The organism is Caulobacter sp. GW821-FHT12A07 (assembly GCF_058807655.1).
In genome coordinates, this window is the sequence record NZ_JBXAQX010000004.1 from 300,641 (window position 1) to 321,971 (window position 21,331).

Here is a 21,331-nt window from a genome sequence, read left to right on the forward strand (position 1 = left end):
TACTTCCAACGCCCACGGTCAGGCGTTGCGCAGATACCAGTCATAGTCGAGCTGCGTGATCACCTCGAAGAACCGCGCCTGTTCGGTGCGCTTGACCGAGACGAACATCTCCACGAACCGCGCGCCCAGATAGTCGGCCAGCACGTCGGACTTCTCGAAGAGGTCGACGGCGGCGAACCAGTTGGACGGCAGGCGCACGTTCTCCTTGGCCGCCGCGGCGTAGCCGTCGCCGACCACCGCCGCTCCCGGATCGATCTTGTTGGTGATGCCGTGGTGGGCGGCCGCCAGCAGCGTGGCCATCACCAGGTACGGATTGCCGTCGGCGCCGGCCACGCGGTGCTCGACATGGCGCGTCGGCGCCGGGCCGGCCGGCACGCGCAGGCTGACGGTGCGGTTGTTGACGCCCCAGGTCGGCGCGACGGGCGCGTAGCTGTTGGCCTTGAAGCGGCGATAGCTGTTGGCGTTCGGCGCCAGGATCGCCATGCCCTCGCCCAGCAGCTGCTTCATCCCGCCGATGGCGTGCTTGAGCAGGTCGGAGCCTTCCGGATCCTCGGCGGCGCACAGGTTGTTCCCGTCCGCGTCGTTGAAGCTGACATGCACGTGGAAGCCGTTGCCCGCCCGGTCGACCCAGGGCTTGGCCATGAAGGTCGCCTCGCAGCCGTGGCGCAGGGCGACGCCCTTGGCGGCACGCTTGTAGAGCACCGCGTCGTCGGCGGCGCGCAGGGCGTCGGGCTTGTGCTTGAGGGTCAGCTCCACCTGCCCCGGGGCGAACTCCGAGATCGCGCCTTCCAGAGGCACCCCGATCGTGTCGGCCGTGTCCCACAGCTCGCGCAGGAACGGAGCGTTGGCCTCCAGTTCGGGCAGGCCGTAGACTTGGATGCCGGTCGGCCGCTGGCCGGTCAGCACCGACTTGGCGGGCAAGAGCTCGCCGTTCGGGCCGCGCTCGATATCGACGAGATAATATTCCAGCTCGCAGGCCGCGACCGGCGTCAGGCCATCGGCGGCGTAGCGGTCGAGCACCCGTTGCAGCACGTGGCGCGGGTCCAGATCGTTGGGCGTGCCGTCTAGCTCGTACAGCGACAGCATCACCTGGGCGACGTCGGGGCCCAGCCACGGCGCCAGGGTCAGGGTTCCCGGCACGGGCCGCGCGCGGCGGTCGGCGTCGCCGTCCTCCCAGACCAGGCCCGTGTCCTCGCAATCGGCCCCGACGGTGTCGACCACCAGGATCGAGCCCGGCAGGAACCGGCCGTAGTCGTAGATCGCCTGCAGCTCGTGCACCCGCAGGCGCTTGCCGCGCGGCACCCCGGTCATCGAGGTGAAGAACACCTCGACATATTTCACCTGCGGATGGGCGGCGAGGAAGTCGCGGCACTCCTGCGGATCGGCGACGGCGCTCATGCTTGCAACTCCCCGACAGCCGCCGCGAATCCGTCGATCGCCGCGACCAGCCGGTCCACCGCCGCGTCGTCGGTGACGGGCGAGACCAGCATCATGTTGTGGAAGGGCGCGATCAGCGCCCCCCGGTTGATCAGCCACAGATGCAGCGCTTCCACCGCATCGTGGTCCAGAACTTTCCGCATCGCCGCGGCGTCGCGCGGCGGCGGGTCGGCGAAGACCAGCTCCACCCGCGCCCCGACGTGCACCACCGACCACGGCAGGCCCCGCGCCGCGATGACGCCGCGCAGGCCGGCCACCAGCCGCTCCGCGCCGGCCAGCATCTTGGCATAGGCCGAGTCGGTCATCACTTCGGACAGCATGGCCCGCATCGCCGCCATGGCCAGGGCGGCGCCCGACAGCGTCGTGCCGATCCCCGACTGGCCCGGTCCGACGCGCGCCTGAGCCTCGTCCATTCGCGTAGAGAGTTCGGCGGTCACGCCCCAGACGGCGGCCGGCACGCCGCCGGCCACGGCCTTGCCCAGCACGAAGACGTCGGGCTCCAGCCCATGCGCCCTGGTGTAGCCGCCGGGGCCGGTCGAGACCGTATGGGTCTCGTCGATGACCAGCAGGGTTCCGGCCTCGCGGGTCAGCCGGCGCAGGGCGTCGTGGAAGCCCGCGTCCGGCAGGATCATCCCGCAGTTGGTCATCACCGGCTCGGCCAGCACGGCGGCGACGTCGCCGGGAGCCAGGGCTGCTTCCAGCGCCACGATATCGTTGAACGGCGCGACGCGGGTGGTCGCCGTCAGGTCCTGCACCTGGCCCAGCAGGCCGGGCTTCATCGTCGCCGCGCCGTCCTTCAGCACCACGAAGGCGTCCTCGACCATGCCGTGGTAGCAGCCGTCGAACACCAGCACGACCGGCCGCTGCGTCACCGCCCGCGCCCAGCGGATCGCCGCGCGGTTGGCGTCGCTGGCCGTGGTCGCCGCCTGCCACAGCGGCAGACCGAAGCGCTCGGCCAAGAGCTTGCCGACGATTACCGCCGAGGCGGTCGGCAGCATGAACCCGGCCCCGCGCCTGGCCTGGTCGGCGACGGCCGCCGCCACCGAGGCGTCGCCATGGCCGAACATCGAAGGCGTGTCGCCAAGGCAGAAGTCGTCATACAACTTCCCATCCACGTCGGTGACCTGCGCCCCCACGCCTTGGGCGGCGAAGATGGGCGACGGGCAGGCCCAGTCGCCCATCCAGTGCATAGGCACGCCTCCGCGCCACACCTGGGCGGCCGCCTTGGCCATCGCCACGCTGCGCGGATGCTCGGCCAGGAACCGCGCGCGCTCGGCGGCGATCAGGCCTTCCATCGTCGAACGCGTGGCGACGGCTGCGCTCATGCCACCCCGCCGAAGCACAGGTACTTGGTCTCGAAATACTCATCGAGGCCCTCGGACGAGCCTTCGCGGCCCAGGCCCGACTCCTTGACCCCGCCGAACGGCGCCACCTCGGTCGAGATCAGGCCTTCGTTGATCCCGACCATGCCCGCCTCGATGGCCTCGGCCACGCGCCAGCAGCGGCCGACGTCGCGGCTGTAGAAATAGGCCGCCAGGCCGAACGGCGTGGCGTTGGCCAGGGTGACGGCCTCGTCCTCGGTGTGGAACTTCACGATCGGCGCGACGGGGCCGAAGATCTCCTCGTTGAACAGGCGCATGTCCGGCGTCGCGCCGGAGAGCACCGTGGGCTGGTAGAACAGCCCGCCCCGTTCGTGACGCTCGCCGCCGACCTCGACCTGGGCGCCGGCCTCGACGGCTTCGCGCACCAGGGCCTCGACCTTGATGATGGCCTTCTCGTTGATCAGCGGGCCGATCACGACCCCCTCGCCCGTGCCCGGCCCGACCTTCATCGCCGCCACCTTCTCGGTCAGCCGCGCGACGAAGGCGTCGTGGATGCCGGCCTGCACGATCAGCCGGTTAGCGCAGACGCAGGTCTGGCCGGTGTTGCGGTACTTGCTGGCGATCGCCCCATCGACGGCGGCCTCCAGGTCGGCGTCGTCGAAGACGATGAAAGGCGCGTTGCCGCCCAGCTCGAGGGAGAGCTTCTTCATCGTGCCGGCGCACTGGCCGTAGAGCACCTTGCCCACCGGGGTCGAGCCGGTGAACGACAGCTTGCGCACCCGGCCGTCCTCGCACAGGGCCTTGCCGATGGCCGAAGCGTCGGTGCCGGTGACGACGTTGAGCACGCCGGCCGGCACGCCCGCCTCGACGGCCAGCCGGGCGATGGCCAGGGCGCACAGCGGCGTCTCGGCGGCCGGCTTGACCACCACGGTGCAGCCGGCCGCCAGGGCCGGGCCGACCTTGCGGGTGATCATGGCGATCGGGAAGTTCCACGGCGCGATCGCCGCGCACACCCCGATCGGCTGCTTGATCGAGGCCAGGCGCTTCTTGGGATCCGGCGTCGGAATGGTGTGGCCGTAACCGCGCTTGGCCTCCTCGGCGAACCAGTCGATGAACGACGCGCCATAGGCCACCTCGCCTTTCGACTCCGCCAGCGGCTTGCCCTGTTCGGCGGTCATCAGCCGGGCCAGGTCGTCGGCGTGGGCGAGCATCAGGTCGCTCCACCGGCGCAGGATCGCGCCCCGCTCCTTGGCCGTCCGCGCCGCCCAGCCCGGAAACGCCCGGTGCGCGGCCTCGATGGCGATCCGCGTTTCGGCCGCGCCCAGTTCGGCGACCTCGGCGATCGTCTCGCCGTCGGCCGGATTGGTGACGGCGAAGGTCGCGTCGCCCTCGATCCAGAGGCCGTCGATCAGGGCGGCGGTTTCGACAAGGTTCAGGGCGGTCATGTGGGGCTACCTCAGCGTCACGGACACCGACTTCAGGTCGGCGTACTTGTGCAACGCATGAAGGCTGCGGTCACGGCCGAAGCCCGACTGCTTGAAGCCCCCGAACGGCATGGTGATGTCGCAGGCGTCCCAGCCGTTGACCCAGACGAGCCCGGCCTTCAGCTTCCGCGCGCCCTTCAGCCCGCGGTTGATGTCGCTGGTCCACAGGCCGGCGGCGAGGCCGTAGACCGTGTCGTTGGCCAGGGCGAAGGCCTCTTCCTCGCCGGTGAAGCTCAGCACGCCCAGGACGGGTCCGAACACCTCCTCCTTGGCCAGCCGGTGCTCAGGCTTCACGCCGTCGAAGATGGTCGGCTCCACATAGAAGCCGCCGGTCTCCGTGCGCACCTGGTTCCCGCCGAGCACGGGATCGCCGCCCTCCTCGCGGGCCTTGTCGATATAGGAAAGCGCGGTCTTCATCTGCCGCTCGCTGACCATGGCCCCGAAGCCGGTATCCGGATCCAGCGGATCGCCGACCTGGATGGTGCGGGCGACCGCGACCACCTTCTCGAGGAACTCGTCCTTGATAGAGGCCTCGACCAGCAGGCGCGAGGCGGCCGTGCAGACCTCGCCCTGGTTATAGAACACGCCCCAAGCGGCGGCCTGGGCGGCGGCGTCGAGGTCCGGGCAGTCGGCGAAGACGATCTGGGGCGACTTGCCGCCCAGCTCCAGCGACACGCGCTTGAGATTGCTCTGGGCCGCATATTCCATCAGCCGCCGGCCGGTCGGGCCCGAGCCGGTGAAGGCGATCATGTCGACGTCCATCGACCTCGCCAGCGCCTGGCCGGCGATCGCGCCGAAACCGGGGATCACGTTGAGCACCCCTGCCGGGAGGCCAGCTTCGAGGGCCAGTTCACCCAGCTTCAGGGCCGTCAGCGGCGACTGTTCGGCGGGCTTGAGGACGACCGAATTGCCCATCGCCAGGGCCGGAGCGACCTTCCACATCGCCATGTGCAGCGGGAAGTTCCACGGCACGATCGCCCCGATCACGCCCAGCGGCTCGTGGGTGGCGAAGCTCAGGCGATCGGCCGGCGAGGCGCCGACCTCGCCATAGACCTTGTCCAGCGCCTCGGCGTACCAGCGGGTGGTGTTGATCGCGAGCGGGATGTCGACACTGCGCGCGTCGCGGATCGGCTTGCCGACGTCCAGGCTCTCCAGCAGGGCCAGCTCCTCGGCGTCGCGCTCCATCAGCTCGGCCAGGCGGAACAGCACCTTCTTCTTCTGGCGCGGATGCAGGTCGCGCCAGCGGCCGTCCTCGAAGGCGGCGCGGGCGGCGGCCACGGCGCGATCGACGTCGGCCCCGTCGCAGGCGGCCACCCGGTTCAGCACCCTGCCGTCGCGCGGCCCGACATTGGGGAAGGTCCCGCCCGAGGCCGCCTCGACCAGGGCGCCGTCGATCACCGCCCGGCCGGGAAGGGCCAGGCGACGCAGCTGTTCGGAGATGGACGTGGGAACGGTCACGCGAAGGGCCTCATCGAATTGTGATCACAGTTTGCGCCGCCATCGACCCTGTCAAGCCGGACTCGGCGCCGACCGCCGCCCGCATCTTGTCCATGCCTTCGGACAGGTCAGCGGCGATGGCGCGGCGGGCGCCGTCGGCGTCGCGAGCCTTCAGGGCGTCCATGGCCTCGGCGTGGCGGTCGGCGGGCAGGCTGCCGGTGCCGACCCGGCCGAACACCACCCGCATGAACGGCCCGATCTGCAGCCACAGCCCGCCGGCCATGGCCAGCAGCACCTCGGCCCCGGCCCGCTCGTAGATGGCGAAGTGAAAGGCGTGGTTGGCCACCATGTAGCCGTCGACGTCGCCCACGCGAAGCGCGTCTTCCAGCTGCTGATCGATAAGCTTCAGCTTGCGCACCAAGGCTTCGTCGGCCCTGGGCGCGGCGCGCGCGGCCAGTTCCGGCTCGATCCACCGCCGCGCCAGCTCCAGCTGCTCCAGCCGCTCGGCCGACAGCGAAGGCACCGAAAGGCGCTTGTTGGCGGGGTTGATCGCCAAGGCCCGCTCGGCGACGAGCCGGCGCACGGCGTCGCGCACCGGCATGGGGCTGACCCCCAGCTCGGCCGCCAGGCTGCGGAGGGAAACTCCGACGCCCGGAGCGATCTTGCCGGTGATCAGGGCCTGGCGGATGGAGTCATAGACCTGGTCATGCACCGCCGTGGAATCGGCCAGGGGACGGCGCGTTTTCGGCTCGGCCATGTCCCCTCCTCTCCACGATGCATTCCAGGGCTTGCCAGCTAGCCGATAATTGCGATCACAATGCAAGGTCTCGCGAAGGACCTCGCTCATGCCCGACTTCGGCGCCAACGACCTCGACGCCTACTGGATGCCGTTCACGCCCAACCGGCGGTTCAAGGCCAATCCGCGCCTGCTCGCCAGCGCCAAGGGCATGCACTACGCCACGCCCGACGGCCGCCAGATCCTCGACGCCACCTCGGGCCTGTGGTGCGTCAACGCCGGCCACGGGCGCGAGCAGATCACCGAGGCCATCCGCAAGCAGGCCGGCGAGCTGGACTATGCGCCGAGCTTCAACCTCGGCCACCCGCTGGCCTTTTCCTTCGCCTCGCGCCTGGCCCAGGTGACGCCGAAGGGCCTCGACCGGATCTTCTTCACCAACAGCGGCTCGGAGTCGGTCGACACCGCCCTGAAGATCGCGCTGGCCTATCACCGCGCTCGCGGCAAGGGGACCAAGACCCGGCTGATCGGCCGCGAGCGCGGCTATCACGGCGTCGGCTTCGGCGGGATCTCGGTGGGCGGCATCCCCAAGAACCGGATGTACTTCGGGTCCCTGCTCACCGGCGTCGACCACCTGCCCCACACCCATGGCGCCCCCGAGAACCTGTTCAGCCAGGGCCAGCCTAAGCACGGCGCACACCTGGCCGACGACCTGGAACGGATCGTCGCCCTGCACGACGCCTCCAACATCGCCGCCGTCATCGTCGAGCCGGTCGCGGGTTCGACCGGCGTGCTCGTGCCGCCCGAGGGCTACCTGCAGAAGCTGCGGGCGATCTGCGACAGGCACGACATCCTGCTGATCTTCGACGAGGTGATCACCGGCTTCGGCCGGGTCGGCGCGCCCTTCGCCGCCGACCGCTTCGGGGTGACGCCCGACCTGCTGTGCATGGCCAAGGGTCTGACCAACGCCGCCGTGCCGGCCGGCGCCGTGGCCGCCAGCATCGCCATCTACGAGGCCATGCTCGACGGCGCCGACAGCCCCATCGAACTCTTCCACGGCTACACCTATTCAGGCCATCCGCTGGCCTGCGCGGCGGGCCTGGCGACGCTGGAAATCTACCAGAGCGAGGGCCTGTTCGAGCGCGCCCTGGCCATCGAGCCCTACTGGCGCGCGGCCGTCCATTCGCTGGCCGACGCCAAGCACGTGATCGACATCCGCGACTTCGGCCTGATCGCCGGCATCGAGCTTTCGCCTCGCCCCGGCGCTCCCACGGCGCGGGCCATGGAGGCCTTCGAGGCCGCCTTCGACCAGGGCCTGCTGATCCGCGTCACCGGCGACATCATCGCCCTGTCGCCGCCGCTGATCATCGAGGAGGCCCAGATCGACCGCGTGGTGGAAACGATCCGAAAAGTGCTTGCCGCCGTCGACTGAACGGCGCGAGCATCCGGGCGCTCTCGGAGTCCCCGCACATGCTGCCCGCCCTCGTCGCCGCCTGGCTTCTCGCCGGCGGCTCGCCCTCGGAGATGGCCGTCCCGCCGCCGCCGACCTACGTCTCGGCGGAGCATGGCCTGACGTTCCGAACGCCTCCGGGCGTCTTCAACTGCCGTCTCCCGGCCGATTGGACCGGGGCCGATCACGGCGTGACGCTGTTCCTGAAGCCGGTTTCCTGCGCCGTCGCCGTCGGCGACGCCGAGCCGCCCAGGGACCTGGCGTTCATCGCGGTCTATTACGGCTACGCCGAGGGCGAGGACGCCCCGCCCGAGCCGCCCTGCGACAAGGTCGCCGTGATGCGCCTGTTCGACGCCGACCAGCCGGTGTGCCGCCGGACCGACGCGACCGGCGTGGCCTCATACGCCATCGAAACCACCTATCGTGGCGAAGACGGCGACCGCGACCTCGTTCTTTCCCTGACCACCACCCCCGGGCGCCTGCGAGGCGACCTCGGGACGCTCCGGGTTCTGGCCGCCTCGTTGCGGACCTGCACCATGAGCTGGCGCAACGGCCGCAAGACCTTCACCACCGGCGCCGGCCCCGCCTGCCCCAAGACCGGGCGGTACTGAGGGACCACTCCTCCCGTAAAATCCCCGCGAAAGCGGGGACCTAGGTGTTTTATCGTCGAGCGCCGGTGGTTGCAGAAAAAGCCTGGGTCCCCGCTTTCGCGGGGATTTTACGGATTGGCGGAGGACACCCGCGCCAGCGGATCCTTACGCCTTCAGCCGCAGCACGTTGTCCACGGATCGCTCGGCCACCGGCAGCGGCGTGTCCACGGCCTGGCGCTGCACCAGGCAGCCGTACCAGCCCAGGCCCTTGTAGGTCTCGTACCCCGGGGTCAGGGCGTAGCCGATCGTGCGGTCGCCCTCGGCGTAGCTGCCCATCGAGCCGTGCGAGGTGTCGAGCTTGAAGGTCTCCACCAGCACGCCCTGCCCGTCCGAAGCCGCAAGCACCCGGTGGTTCTGGTCGAGCAGCAGCACCCGCGAGCGCGAGCGCTCCTCGTCGGTCATGCGTACGCCGTCGACGATGGCCTGGGCCTGCGGGCGCCAGTCGAAGTGAACGCCCAGCACGCCGATCACCTTGCCCTTGGCCTCGCCGCCCTCGCGGATGGCGGTGGCGTAGGTGGCGACCGGGGCGTCGTCGAGCAGGCGCTGGCGGGCGATGTCGGCCACGGCGAAGTCATCGCCGCTCTTGGTGCGCATGGCTTCCTGGAACCACGAGTCGTTGGCCACCGAGGCGCCCTGCACGCCGCGGTACTTGTCGGGTCGGCCGCTGGCGATCACCCGCCCGGCCGCGTCGCAGATCCACAGGTCCAGATAGACGGTGTAGGCGTCGAGGATCACCCGCAGCCGCTGGCTGGCGTAGTCGGCGGCCTCGCGCGACGGGGCCATGGCGCAGTCGACAACAGCGCTGTCGGTCGCCCACCAGCGCACGTCGCAGGTGCGCTCATAGAGGTTGCGGTCGATGATCTCGATGGCGTTCAGGGCCAGATCGGCCAGGCGCTGGCCGCGCAGGTGCGACAGGATCGCCCCGCCGATGGCGGTCAGTTCGTCGAGGTCGGCGCGCACCTGGCTTTCCAGGGCCCCGGCCACCTCGTCGATCTGGGTGGAGATCTTCTTGAACTCCTCGGCGACGATGGCGAAGCCCTTGCCGGCCTCGCCCGCGCGGGCGGCGACGATCAGGGCGTTGATGGCCAGCATCTTGGCCGCGCGGTTGACGGTCGAGATCTCGCCGATCTTCTGGCCGGCGACGATGCTCAGCCGCTCGGACAGGTCGAGGATGCGCTCCGGGCGGAGGGTGGATTCTTCGACGGACATGGATGCTCCCCCCCGGGAACGCGAATCGAAAGCTCCGGTAAGGTTGACACCAGCGTCAGGTTTCCACCGCCCATTTCAGAAGGAAACTTCGCGTGGTGAGGGAACGGGCGAACAGCAGCCCCCAAATCGCACAGCTTTCGAGCAGAGATTGCTCAAACAATCTGCATAACAGCGTTATCCATCAACCAAGCGTCACAAGATGCTTGGCGGCCACATCTTATGACACCGGTGGACATTTCTCGGAGAGGCGGGCAGGGTCGCCTCGCCAGGACGAGACGCGATCGACGCTCGCCGGCCTTCGGGGAGAGATACGCCGCCATGACCATCCGCCCTATCCTCCCGCGCCTGCTCGCCGGCGCCGCGGCGCTGACCCTGCTCGGCGGCGCGACGGCGGCCATGAGCCAGACCCTGGCCTTCCCCGGCGCCGAGGGCGCGGGTCGGCTGTCGCAGGGCGGCCGCGGCGGGGCGGTGATCAAGGTGACCAACCTGGAGGATTCCGGCCCCGGCTCGCTGCGCGCCGCCGTCGAGGCCAAGGGGCCGCGCACCGTGATCTTCGACGTGGCCGGCACGATCCAGCTGAAGTCGGATTTGAAGATCAGCGAGCCGCGCATCACCATCGCCGGCCAGACCGCGCCGGGCGGCGGGATCACCGTGCGCGACCACACCCTGGTCGTCGCCGCCGACGACGTGGTCATCCGCTTCGTCCGCTCGCGCCTGGGCGACGAGAGCAAGACCGAGAGCGACGCCATCTGGATCAACAAGGGCCGGCGGATCATCCTCGACCACGTCTCGGCCAGCTGGTCGGTGGACGAGACCCTCTCGGCCTCGGCCCGCTACGGCGAGGAGGGCCAGGGCTTCTTCGACCTGACCGTCCAGTGGTCGATCATCGCCGAGTCCATGGCCCATTCGCTGCACGCCAAGGGCGACCACGGCTATGGCAGCCTGATCCGTGGCGGCATGGGCTCGAAGATCAGCTTCCACCACAATCTGTGGGCCAGCCACATGGCCCGCATGCCGCGCCCCGGCAACTACGACGGCCCCGACAAGGACCCGGTCGGCGCGCTGTTCGATTTCCGGTCGAACGTCTTCTACAACTGGGGCAAGGGCTATGCCGGCTACGACGCCGACAAGGCGGCGCTGGCGGCCTACAACTTCGTCGACAACGCCTATGTGCCCGGTCCCAGCAGCAGCAAGCCGGTGGCCTTCCAGGAAAGCAACACGCTGGCCCGGGCCTATTTCGCCGGCAACAGCATGGCCGGGGCGGTTCCGGCCGATCCCTGGAGTCTCGTGACCTTCACCATTCCCGAGCCGGCCGGCTATCGCCAGGCCGCGCCGATCGAGGTCGCGCCGGTGACGCCCGAGCCGGCCGACAGGGCCTATGACCGCGTGCTGGCCGACGCCGGCGCCTCGGTGTTCCGCGACAGCGTCGACGCCCGGATCGTGGCCGGGGTGCGCGATCGCACGGGGACGGTGATCAACGGCCAGAAGGACGTCGGCGGCTGGCCCGCCCTGCCCGCCGGCAAGCCCGCGCCCGACACCGACGGCGACGGCATGCCCGACGCCTGGGAAAAGGCCCACGGCCTGAACCCCAAGACGGCCGCCGACGGCGCCGCCCTGGCCAAGGACGGCTCGGGCTACACCAATCTTGAGCTCTATCTGGCCGACGCCGCGCGCCGGCGCGGTTGACGCACGGATCGCGCCCGGGCGAGCTAGCGGCTCAACGCGAGGGCGAACCATGCTCAAGTACCTGGATACCGTTCGAGAACTGCTGATCGTCTATGTGGTCATGCTGCTGGCGGCCGCGGGGTCCTACGCCTTCTTCGAGGACAAGACCTATCTCGACGGGATCTGGTGGGCCTGCGTCACGGCCACGACGGTAGGCTACGGCGACATGTATCCGGCCACGCTGGGCGGGCGCATCACGGCCGTGGCGCTGATGCACGTGACCCTGCTGCTGATCCTGCCCCTGCTGATCGGCAACATCTGCTCGCGCTGCATCAAGGACGCCAACGAGTTCAGCCACGCCGAGCAGGAGGAGCTGAAGGCGACCCTGGCGCGTCTGGAGGCCAAGCTCGACGGGAAGACCTAGCCGGCCTCCAGGCACGCCTCACGCAGCCGGGCCAGGGCCTTGGGCGTGTCCTTGCGCAGGCCCGCGCGCAGCAGGGCCTTGGGGATCACCCAGTCCACGGCCAGGCGGTTCTCGTAGAACACCCGCGTGCCCGCGCCGCCGGCCAGGGGCTGCAGCCGCCACTCGCCCTCCTCGGCCTTCAGATCGCCCTCGACCAGCCGAAAGCGGATGCGTCGCCGCCCCTCGTAGTCCGAGCGGAAGACGATGCGCATGCGGGGGAAGAACAGGCTCTTGCGGGTGACGTGCTCGCGGACGTCCCAGCCCCGCTTCTGGTCGCCGGACAGCACCGCGCAGCGTTCGAGATTGGTGATCATCCGCGCCGCGCTGGCGCAGTCGGTCAGCACGGCCCAGACATGGTCGGGCGGGGCGGCGATGTCGATCACCCCGCGCACCTGGCCGCCGGTCGCTCCGGCCGGATCGGGCGAGACCTCGGCATGGGCCTCGCCGCGCGCCAGGCTGGCCCGGGCCTCCGGCGACAGTTCAAAGGCGCTCGCCGGGCCGGCGACGACAAAGGCCAGAACCAGGATCGATATCGTCCGCAACGGCGTCTCCAGGTTCGTCCCCGAAGACAGCTACGTATCCGCCAGGCGATCAGATGCGGGTCAGCCGACCCGCTTCATGCCGAGGATCTGGACCGGCGCCTTGAGCATCTCGTCCTTCATCGCCTCGGTGTAGGCCGGCCGGCCCGTGGGCATGGCCAGGATCTTCTTCACGATCGGCAGGCCCTCGACCACGGTCCCGAAGGCGGCGAAACCCAGGTTGTCGCCTTTTGCGCCCGGATGGGCGTCGAGATAGGGCATGGCGCTGGCGCAGATGAAGAAGTCGCAGGTGGCCGTGCCCGGCGCGTTGCGGGCCAACGAGATCGTGCCCGGCTTGTGGCGCAGGCCGGTCTGGGTGGTGCTCTCGTGGGCGATGGGGGCGAAGCGCCGCGCGCGCTGCGGCGGCGCGCCCTGGATCGAGCCCGCGCCCTTCACGCCCTTGGTCCGCGAGGCCCGATAGAAGGTCCCGCCGTCGTACTTCTTGGCGTCGACATAGCGCAGGAAGTTGGCCGCGGTGATCGGGGCCTTCTTGTCCTCCAACTCCACCACGATCAGGCCGGCGCTGGTCTGGATGGCCACCTTCGGCTTGCCGGCCGCCAGGGCCAGGCCCGGCGTGGCGACCACCAGGCCGGCGGCGCCGATCAGGGTGCGGCGGGCGATGTCGGTCATGGTCGGGGCCTCTCTTCTCGTTCGGGATGCTTAGCGCGCGGGATCGGACGACGAAAGGCTCAGGCCTTGCCCCAGCCCCCGCCGCCGGGCGTCTCGATGACCACGCGGTCGCCGGCCGACACCTGCGCCTCGTCGGTCGCCGCCAGGGCCTGCACCGATCCATCCGCCCGCTCGATCCGCGCCAGGCCCAGCGCCCCGCTCGCCCCGCCGTGCAGGCCGAACGGCGGCACGCGGCGGCGGTTGGACAGCAAGGTCACCGTCATCGGCTCGCGGAAGCCGATGGTGCGCACCACCCCGTCGCCGCCGCGATGCTCGCCGGCCCCGCCCGAGCCGCGCCGGATCGAGAAGGCCTCGACCCGCACCGGATAGCGGGTCTCCAGCACCTCGGGATCGGTCAGGCGGCTGTTGGTCATGTGGGTCTGGACGGCGTCGGCGCCGTCGAAGTCCGGCCCTGCCCCCGCCCCGCCGCAGATGGTCTCGTAATACTGCCGCCGCTCGTCGCCGAAGGTGAAGTTGTTCATCGTGCCCTGGGCCGCCGCCATGACGCCCAGCGCGCCATAGAGGGCGTCGACCACCACCTGGCTGGTCTCGACATTGCCGGCCACCACCGCCGCCGGATAGCGCGGCTTCAGCATCGAGCCCTCGGGAATGACCAGCTCGACCGGCCGCAGGCAGCCGTCGTTCATCGGGATCTCGTCGTCCACCAGGGTGCGGAAGACGTACAGCGCCGCCGCCCGGCAGATCGAGGCCGGGGCGTTGAAGTTGGTCGGAACCTGGTCGCTGGTGCCGGTGAAGTCGACGCGGGCCGTGCGCGCGGCCTGGTCCACGGTGATCTCCACCTTCACCACGCTGCCGTCGTCGAGTTCGTAGGCGAAGGCGCCGTCCTCGAGCTTCGCCAGCACCCGGCGCACGGCCTCTTCGGCGTTGTCCTGCACGTGGGCCATGTAGGCCTCGACCACGTCCTGGCCGAACTCGGCGACGAGGCCGGTCAGGCTCTCGGCCCCGCGCGCGCAGGCGGCGACCTGAGCCTTGAGGTCGCCGATGTTCTGGTCGGGATTGCGGGCCGGCCACTTGCCGCTGGCCAGCAGAGCCCGCGTTTCGGCCTCCAGGAACCTGCCGCCCTCGACCAGCAGGAAGTTCTCGATGAGAACGCCCTCCTCCTCGACCGTACGGCTGCCCGGCGGCATGGACCCGGGGGTGATGCCACCGATGTCGCCCTGGTGACCGCGCGCGGCGACGTAGAACAGCAAGGCCCCCGCAGCGTCGAACACCGGCATGACCACGGTCACGTCCGGCAGGTGGGTGCCGCCGGCATAGGGGGCGTTCAGCATGTAGACGTCGCCGGGCTTCATGCCCCGGCCGTCACCCGTGCGGCCGTCGCGGATCGCCCGCACGCTGTCGCCCATCGAGCCCAGGTGCACGGGCATGTGCGGGGCGTTGGCGATCAGGTTTCCGTCGCGGTCGAACAGGGCGCAGGAGAAGTCGAGCCGCTCCTTGATGTTCACCGAATAGGCGGTGTTCTGCAGGGCGAAGCCCATCTCCTCGGCCACGGCCATGAAGAGGTTGTTGAACACCTCCAGCATGACCGGATCGGCTTCCGTGCCGGCGGCGCGGCGCGGGGCCAGGGCCTCGACGCGGTCGAGGATCAGGTTGTGATGAGCATCCACGCGGGCGCGCCAGCCGGGCTCGACCACGGTGGTGCCGGTGGCCTCGCGGATGATCGCCGGACCGCCGACTTCGGCGCCGACCGCCAGGCCCGCGCGATCGAGCACGGGGGTGTCATAGGCCTGCCCGGCCAGGCGCGAGGGCACGGTGGCCAGCACCCCGCCCTGCCCGCCTTCGCCCGCGCCGAGGTCGGGCGCGGCGCCGGCGTCGGCATGGCCGATGGCCTCGACGCTCAGGGTCTCGACCACCAGCGGCGTCGCCGGCGAGACGAAGCCGAAGCGGCGCTGGTGCAGGGTCTCGAACGCCGCCTTCACGCCCTCGGCGTCAGTCAGTGACACGCGCAGCGGCGTGTCGGTGCCGGCGTACTTCACCAGCAGGGCCGCCTCGGTTTCGACCGTCACCAGCGGCGCGTCCTGGGCGCGCAGGGCGGCTTCCGCCTCGGCCGCCAGAACGGCGGCGCGGGCCGGCAGGGTTTCGGCGGCTTCATCCAGGCGCTGCTCGACCGTGGTCTCGCGCAGCAGGCGCAGGTCGGCCAGGCCCATGCCGTAGGCGCTGAGCACCCCGGCGAACGGGTGGATCATCACCGTCTTCATGCCCAGGGCGTCGGCCACCAGGCAGGCGTGCTGGCCGCCCGCCCCGCCGAAACAGGCCAGGACATAGCGGGTGACGTCGTAGCCGCGCTGGATCGAGATCTGCCGCACGGCCTTGGCCATGTTCTCGACGGCGATCGTCAGAAAGCCTTCGGCGATCTCGGCCGGGCTCATGGCGCGCCCCGTGGCGGCGGCGATCTCGGCGGCCAGGAATTCGAAGCGCTCGACGACCACGTCGCGGTCCAGCGGCTGGTCGGCGTTGGGACCGAAGACGTGCGGGAAGAATTCGGGCTGCAGCTTGCCCAGCATGACGTTGCAGTCGGTCACCGTCAGCGGCCCGCCGCGGCGATAGCAGGCCGGCCCGGGATTGGCCCCGGCCGAGGCCGGTCCCACCCGCAGCCGTGCGCCGTCGAACGAGCAGATCGAGCCGCCGCCGGCCGCCACGGTGTGGATGTTCATCATCGGCGCGCGCATCCGCACTCCGGCCACCACCGTCTCGTAGGCCCGCTCGTACTCGCCGGCGTAGTGACAGACGTCGGTCGAGGTGCCGCCCATGTCGAAGCCGATGACGCGGGTGAAGCCCGCCTCGGCCGCCGTCTTGGCCATGCCCACCACGCCGCCGGCCGGGCCGGACAGGATGGCGTCCTTGCCCCGGAAGGCGCGGGCGTCGGTCAGGCCGCCGTTCGACTGCATGAAGAAGAGCCGCGTCTCCTCGCCCAGCCGCGAGGCCACCTGGTCGACATAGCGCCGCAGGATCGGCGACAGATAGGCGTCGACCACCGCCGTGTCGCCCCGGCCGACCAGCTTCATCAGCGGGCTGACCTCGTGGCTGGCCGAGACCTGGGTGAAGCCGATCTCGCGGGCGATCGCGGCGACGCGCGCCTCGTGGTCGGTGAAGCGGAAGCCATGCAGCAGCACGATCGCCACGGCCCGGAAGCCGGCGTCATAGGCCGCCTGCAAGCCTTCGCGGGCGGCGGCTTCGTCCAGCGGTCGCACGACCTCGCCGTCGACGCCGATGCGCTCGTCGATCTCGACGACGCGGGTGTAGAGCGCCTCGGGCTTTATGATGTTGCGGTCGAACAGCTTGGGCCGGGCCTGCTGGCCGATGCGCAGGGCGTCGGCGTGGCCTTTCGTGATCGCCAGAAGCGTCGGCTCGCCCTTGCGTTCGAGCAGGGCGTTGGTGGCCACCGTGGTGCCCATCTTCACCGCCTCGACGCTCCCGCCGCCGCCCTGTTCCAAGAGAGCGCGAACGCCAGCGACAGCGGCGTCCTCATATTGCTCGGGGTTTTCCGACAGCAGCTTGTGGGTGACCAGCCGCCCATCGGGCCGCCGCGCGACGATGTCGGTGAAGGTGCCGCCGCGATCGATCCAGAATTCCCAACCGGTCGCGCGCGGGTCTTCGAGGGTCATGGGGCGGGAGACTCCGGAACGTTCGTCCCGTGCATAGCTCCCGCCCCTCCTCACGTCATTACTTGAAGACGCCCAGCAGGGTCGCGACGCCCCACAGGCCCAGGCCGAGGAAGATCAGCGCCGCGCCGATGCGCACGTATTTCAGCGGCACGATCTTGGTCGCCGCCTCGCCCAGATAGACGGCCGGTACGTTGGCCAGCATCATGCCCAGGGTGGTGCCGGCGGCCACCAGCGGCACGTTGTGGAACTGAGCGCCCAGGGCGACGGTGGCGATCTGGGTCTTGTCGCCCATCTCGACCAGGAAGAAGGCCACGGCCGTGGTCAGGAAGACGCCGTAGCGGCCCACGGCCCCGCCGTCCTCGTCGTCGGCCTTGTCGGGGATCAGCGCCCAGGCGGCCATGGCGATGAACGACAGGGCGATCACCCACTGGAACCAGGCGCCTTGCAGATATTGCGCGACCAGCGAACCAGCGAGCGCCGCCAGGGCGTGGTTCAGCAGGGTGGCGACCAGGATGCCGAGGATGATCGGGATCGGCTTCTTGAAGCGCGTGGCCAGGATGATGGCCAGAAGCTGGGTCTTGTCGCCGATTTCGGCCACGGCCACGACCAGGGTCGAGACGAGCAGGGATTCCATGAAACACCGTTGCGGGGCCGAGCGCAGACAAGACGACAGCGACCGTTTCCCCGCCCAGCCCGGACGGGAAACGACGCCGTTGGTCTCGCCAAGAAAGCTGTCGGTGCTTCCTTCACCCGCGCCATGGTCCCGAAAGACCAAGTATGTTGACGACGGGCCCCGCTGATAGGCACGGGCGGCTACTCCCCAAAGGGTGAGGGGCGTTTAGCCGGAGCCGCCCGCCGGATCAAGCAGAGAGCCATTCGCAAGTGCCGCAGTGGTCGGCTGGCGACTTCCCGCCCCCTCTCTCTTTGAGAGAGGGAGGGGCCCGCCGCCGAAGGCGGTGGGAGGGTGAGAGGTAACAAACTTTCCGAATGGAGCGCGGCGGGCCGACCAAGCAGGCCACGACAACCCCTCCCCAGCCATCGATCGCCGGACCGCATCGAGATTTGCCTGCCGACGGTGAAACCTCTCACCCTCCCATGGCTTCGCCATGGGCCCCTCCCTCTCTCTCAGAGAGAGGGATTCCTTAGACCGCCCCAGGCGCCTCGAACCGCAGAAGCTGGATCGACACCCGCACCTTGCCGCCGACGAAGCTGCCGCCGGCCGCGGTGATCACCACCGGCGTGTCGGCGTAGAAGGCGCTCGGCCCCACCACACCGATGTTGCTGGCGTTCAGGGCCACGCCCAGCGAACTGCCGAACTTGCCGGTCTCGCCGGCGATCCCGCAGCTGTAGGAGACCGCGCCGGTGACGGCCACGCTGGTGCGGGTCGAGACGCCCAGCACGATCGAGCGGGCCGGGATCACGGCGGACGTGGTCACCGAAGCGCCGCTGAGGGTCGTCTCGACCTCGCGGATCTCGACGTGGACGTCGGCGCCGAACGGCGAGCGGGCGGCGGTCAGGCTGGTGAAGGTGGACGACAGCGCGACCCAGGCCGAGCCGGTGAACACGGCCGCCTGGCCCTCGTCGGCGATCCAGGCGGTAAAGCCGGCGGAAGGGGCGATCGCCTCCCAGGCCCCGGCCTCGAAGCGCATCAGGCTGTGGGCGGGGGCGGCCGCCCAGTCGGCGCCGGTCGCGGCGGCGGGGCGGATCCACAGGGCGCCGTCGGCGGGCGCGGCGGGTTGGGCCGCGATCGTGCGGCTGACGACGCAGGGCTGGACCAGGCCGTCCAGCCGGGCCAGGCCTTCGTTGACGGTGACGTGCTTCTGGGCTTGCCCCGCGGCCACATAGGGCAGCGAAAGACGGGGCGTGGCGGCGTCGGACATGGGGCGCTCCTGGCGGGTTTCGAACCCGCCTAGGATCACCCGGCCGGAGTCGCCGGGGACAAAGTCGCCTTCGTCCCCGGCTGGATCCCCGTCCTACTCGGCGGCGAAAGCCAGGCGGTTGCCGGCCGTGAGCGCGGTCTTGGCGGCCAGTTCGGCCTTCGCGTCCTCATATTCCTCCGCCAGCTTGGCGATGCGTTCGGCGACCGGGAGCACTTCCTTGATGGCGCCGATGCCCTGGCCCGAGCCCCAGATGTCGCGCCAGGCCTTGGCGTCCTGGTTGCCGCCCGAGCCGAAGCTCATCTTCGACGGATCGCTTTCCGGCAGGTTGTCGGGATCCAGGCCCGCGGCGACGATCGACTGGCGCAGATAGTTGCCGTGCACGCCGGTGAAGAGGTTCGAATAGACGATGTCGCTGGCGTTGGCCTCGGTGATGGTCCGCTTGTAGGCCTCGGGCGCGTTGGCCTCTTCGGTCGCGATGAAGGCCGAACCGATATAGGCAAGGTCCGCGCCCATGGCCTGGGCCGACAGGATCGAGCGGCCGCTGGCGATGGCGCCCGACAGGGCCACCGGGCCGTCGAACCAGGTGCGGATCTCCTGCACCAGGGCGAAGGGCGAGATGGCGCCCGCGTGGCCGCCGGCCCCGGCCGCCACCGGAATCAGGCCGTCGGCCCCCTTCTCGATGGCCTTGCGGGCGAAGCGGTCGTTGATGACGTCGTGCAGGGTGATGCCGCCGTACGAGTGGATCGCCTGGTTCAGGTCCTCGCGCGCGCCCAGCGAGGTGATCACCACCGGCACCTTGTATTTCACGCACAGCTCGATGTCCTGCTCGAGCCGGTTGTTGGTCTTGTGGACGATCTGGTTGACGGCGAACGGGGCCGAGGGCAGGTCCGGATGGGCCTTGTCCCAGGCGGCCAATTCCTCGGTGATGCGGGCCAGCCATTCGTCCAGCTGCGACAGCGGGCGGGCGTTCAGCGACGGGAACGAACCGACGATGCCGGCCTTGCACTCGGCGATCACGAGATCCGGATTGCTGATGATGAACAGCGGCGAGGCGATCACCGGCAGGCGCAAACGGTCACGCAGAATGGGCGGCAGAGCCATGGGACGGGGGTCTCCTCGTTCCGCGACGTCACGCGCCGCGCATGTTAACAGCGTTAGCTTAAACGCTCGTTCATGGGACTTGCAAGCGCTTGACCTCCGTGACGGCAGGCGCGCAACTGGGCGTCAAAACCAGAAATTGCCGCACCGCAGGAGAAACCCGTCGTGAGCGAGGCCCCCGCTCTTTTGGCCGCCGACTTCGGTCCGCCCGACGAAGATCTGGCGCAAGCCAGGTGGCTGAAACTGGTCGAGAAGACCCTGAAGGGGGCCGATTTCGACGAGACCCTGACGCGCGCCACGCCGGACGGGATCACCATCCGCCCGCTCTACACCGCCGACGACGCCGTGACCGTGGCCCGCGACCTGCGCCCGCGCGACGTCGATCGCCCGTGGGACCTGCGCACCCGCGTCGCCCATCCCGATCCCAGGCACGCCAGCGGCGAGATCCTGAAGGACCTGGAGAACGGCGCGGCCTCGGTTCTGCTGGCTCTGGATCCGGCGGGCGTGAACGGCGTCGCCGTCGGTTCGCGCGACGACCTGGCCCGCGTTCTGGACGGCGTGCTGCTGGATCTCGCCCCCGTGGCGCTGGACGCCGGGTTCCTCGGCCCCAAGGCCGCCGACTGGCTGGGCGCCCTGGCCAAGGCCGCGCCCAACGCGCCGCTGGCCTTCCACATGGATCCGCTGACCGCCTGGATGCAGGCCGGCGTCAGCCCCGGCCCGATCGAGAGCCACGTCTTAAGCGCAGCCACGGTCGGCGCGCGCCTGGCCGAAACCTACGCCACGGCCAGCCTGTTCCTGGCCACGAGTCGCGCCGTGCACGAAGCCGGCGGCTCCAACGCCGAGGAGCTGGCGGTGATGGCCGCCGCCGCCGTAGCCTACGCCAAGGCCCTGGTCCGCTCGGGCCTGTCGATGGACGAGGCCTGGTCGCGCATCGTGCTGGGCGTCAGCCTGGACGGCGAATACTTCACGGGCGTGGCCAAGGTGCGCGCCGCCCGCGCCCTGTGGGGTCAACTCACCAAGGCCTGCGGCGTCGAGGTTCCGGCCCGGATCGAGGCCCGCTCCTCGGGGCGGATGCTGGCGAAGGCCGACGCCTGGACCAACCTGCTGCGCCTGACCGCCGCCGGCTTCGCGGGCGCGGTGGGCGGGGCCGACACGGTGGTGCTCGGAAACTTCACCGACGCCGTCGGCCTGCCGACCGCCTTCGCCCGCCGCCAGGCCCGCAACACCCAGCTCGTTTTGATGGAAGAAAGCCACCTGGGCCGCGTCGCCGATCCGGCCGGCGGCGCCTGGTACCTCGACACCCTGACCGACCAGCTGGCCCGCGCCGCCTGGGGCGGCTTCCAGGCCATCGAGGCCGACGGCGGGATCGTCAAGGCGCTGGAAAGCGGCCTGATCGCCGACATCGTCGCCGAGACGCGCGAAGGCCAGGAGGCGTCCTTCGCCGACAAGAGCCGCAAGATCCTGGGCGTCACCGTCTTCCCCAACGCCGACGACAAGACGCCCGAGGTCGAGACGCCCGATCCGGCCGCCTTCGCCGTCGACGGCCCCGATCAGCGCCTGCCCGGCCCGGACAGCCGCTGCCCGGCGCTGGCCCCCATCCGCTTCGCCGCCGCCTTCGAGGGAGCCTGAG

General features: G+C 70.2%; 17 protein-coding genes and 1 riboswitch. Of the genes, 5 read left to right on the forward strand and 12 right to left on the reverse strand.

Annotation, left to right across the window (positions count from 1 at the left end):
• Positions 1 to 18 precede the first annotated feature (18 nt).
• Genes AC1RRS_RS10865 through AC1RRS_RS10885 form a run of 5 tightly spaced genes read right to left on the reverse strand, consistent with a single transcriptional unit; the run spans position 19 to position 6,437 of the window.
• On the reverse strand, positions 19 to 1,398 hold the full coding sequence (locus tag AC1RRS_RS10865) for a glutamine synthetase family protein (RefSeq protein WP_492855165.1): 1,380 nt from the start codon (positions 1,396 to 1,398) through the stop codon (positions 19 to 21).
• Complete coding sequence (locus AC1RRS_RS10870) at positions 1,395 to 2,762, reverse strand: aspartate aminotransferase family protein (RefSeq protein WP_492855166.1); 1,368 nt, start codon at positions 2,760 to 2,762, stop codon at positions 1,395 to 1,397. Before AC1RRS_RS10870 ends, AC1RRS_RS10865 begins: the two co-directional genes overlap by 4 nt.
• Positions 2,759 to 4,204, reverse strand: coding sequence for an NAD-dependent succinate-semialdehyde dehydrogenase (locus tag AC1RRS_RS10875; protein WP_492855167.1), 1,446 nt, complete (start codon positions 4,202 to 4,204; stop codon positions 2,759 to 2,761). Before AC1RRS_RS10875 ends, AC1RRS_RS10870 begins: the two co-directional genes overlap by 4 nt.
• A gap of 6 nt (positions 4,205 to 4,210) precedes the next feature.
• On the reverse strand, positions 4,211 to 5,701 hold the full coding sequence (locus AC1RRS_RS10880; RefSeq protein ID WP_492855168.1) for an aldehyde dehydrogenase: 1,491 nt from the start codon (positions 5,699 to 5,701) through the stop codon (positions 4,211 to 4,213).
• A gap of 10 nt (positions 5,702 to 5,711) precedes the next feature.
• Positions 5,712 to 6,437, reverse strand: coding sequence for a GntR family transcriptional regulator (locus AC1RRS_RS10885; protein WP_492855169.1), 726 nt, complete (start codon positions 6,435 to 6,437; stop codon positions 5,712 to 5,714).
• An 88-nt stretch (positions 6,438 to 6,525) separates the two neighbouring features.
• On the opposite strand from AC1RRS_RS10885, the gene aptA reads away from it, so the two are divergent.
• Both aptA and AC1RRS_RS10895 read left to right on the forward strand, forming a co-directional pair.
• Positions 6,526 to 7,845 (forward strand): omega-aminotransferase AptA, encoded by a 1,320-nt coding sequence (gene aptA, locus AC1RRS_RS10890; RefSeq protein ID WP_492855170.1) that lies wholly within the window; start codon positions 6,526 to 6,528, stop codon positions 7,843 to 7,845.
• Positions 7,846 to 7,883: 38 nt separating this feature from the next.
• On the forward strand, positions 7,884 to 8,474 hold the full coding sequence (locus tag AC1RRS_RS10895; protein ID WP_492855171.1) for a hypothetical protein: 591 nt from the start codon (positions 7,884 to 7,886) through the stop codon (positions 8,472 to 8,474).
• 144 nt (positions 8,475 to 8,618) lie between these two features.
• Here the strand turns inward: AC1RRS_RS10895 and AC1RRS_RS10900 are convergent, their stop codons facing one another.
• The gene (locus AC1RRS_RS10900; RefSeq protein WP_492855172.1) at positions 8,619 to 9,722 is read right to left on the reverse strand and encodes a methyl-accepting chemotaxis protein; all 1,104 of its coding nucleotides are present in this window, start codon (positions 9,720 to 9,722) and stop codon (positions 8,619 to 8,621) included.
• 318 nt (positions 9,723 to 10,040) lie between these two features.
• Here AC1RRS_RS10900 and AC1RRS_RS10905 point away from each other — a divergent pair, with 318 nt between their 5' ends.
• Together AC1RRS_RS10905 and AC1RRS_RS10910 are read left to right on the forward strand one after the other, a co-directional pair.
• Positions 10,041 to 11,408 carry a pectate lyase gene (locus AC1RRS_RS10905; RefSeq protein WP_492855173.1) on the forward strand — a complete coding sequence of 456 codons (1,368 nt, stop codon included), beginning with the start codon at positions 10,041 to 10,043 and terminating at the stop codon, positions 11,406 to 11,408.
• Positions 11,409 to 11,457: 49 nt separating this feature from the next.
• On the forward strand, positions 11,458 to 11,811 hold the full coding sequence (locus AC1RRS_RS10910; protein ID WP_492855174.1) for a potassium channel family protein: 354 nt from the start codon (positions 11,458 to 11,460) through the stop codon (positions 11,809 to 11,811).
• On the opposite strand, the gene AC1RRS_RS10915 is transcribed toward AC1RRS_RS10910, so the two are convergent.
• The 6 genes from AC1RRS_RS10915 to AC1RRS_RS10940 form a co-directional block, all read right to left on the reverse strand.
• Positions 11,808 to 12,392: an SRPBCC family protein gene (locus tag AC1RRS_RS10915; protein ID WP_492855175.1), complete on the reverse strand. Its 585-nt coding sequence runs from the start codon at positions 12,390 to 12,392 to the stop codon at positions 11,808 to 11,810. The genes AC1RRS_RS10910 and AC1RRS_RS10915 overlap by 4 nt on opposite strands.
• Before the next feature lie 60 nt (positions 12,393 to 12,452).
• Positions 12,453 to 13,058, reverse strand: a complete 606-nt coding sequence (locus AC1RRS_RS10920; protein WP_492855176.1) for a peptidylprolyl isomerase — start codon at positions 13,056 to 13,058, stop codon at positions 12,453 to 12,455.
• A 59-nt stretch (positions 13,059 to 13,117) separates the two neighbouring features.
• Positions 13,118 to 16,723 (reverse strand): hydantoinase B/oxoprolinase family protein, encoded by a 3,606-nt coding sequence (locus AC1RRS_RS10925; protein ID WP_492855177.1) that lies wholly within the window; start codon positions 16,721 to 16,723, stop codon positions 13,118 to 13,120.
• Between the two features lie 58 nt (positions 16,724 to 16,781).
• Positions 16,782 to 17,357 (reverse strand): TMEM165/GDT1 family protein, encoded by a 576-nt coding sequence (locus AC1RRS_RS10930; protein ID WP_492855178.1) that lies wholly within the window; start codon positions 17,355 to 17,357, stop codon positions 16,782 to 16,784.
• 67 nt (positions 17,358 to 17,424) lie between these two features.
• Positions 17,425 to 17,557, reverse strand: a riboswitch (yybP-ykoY riboswitch).
• Positions 17,558 to 17,865: 308 nt separating this feature from the next.
• Positions 17,866 to 18,603, reverse strand: a complete 738-nt coding sequence (locus AC1RRS_RS10935; protein WP_492855179.1) for a DUF2793 domain-containing protein — start codon at positions 18,601 to 18,603, stop codon at positions 17,866 to 17,868.
• Positions 18,604 to 18,696: 93 nt separating this feature from the next.
• Positions 18,697 to 19,704: an NAD(P)H-dependent flavin oxidoreductase gene (locus AC1RRS_RS10940; protein WP_487287819.1), complete on the reverse strand. Its 1,008-nt coding sequence runs from the start codon at positions 19,702 to 19,704 to the stop codon at positions 18,697 to 18,699.
• Between the two features lie 183 nt (positions 19,705 to 19,887).
• On the opposite strand from AC1RRS_RS10940, the gene AC1RRS_RS10945 reads away from it, so the two are divergent.
• Positions 19,888 to 21,330: a methylmalonyl-CoA mutase family protein gene (locus AC1RRS_RS10945; protein WP_492855310.1), complete on the forward strand. Its 1,443-nt coding sequence runs from the start codon at positions 19,888 to 19,890 to the stop codon at positions 21,328 to 21,330.
• The last annotated feature ends 1 nt before the right edge of the window (position 21,331 follow it).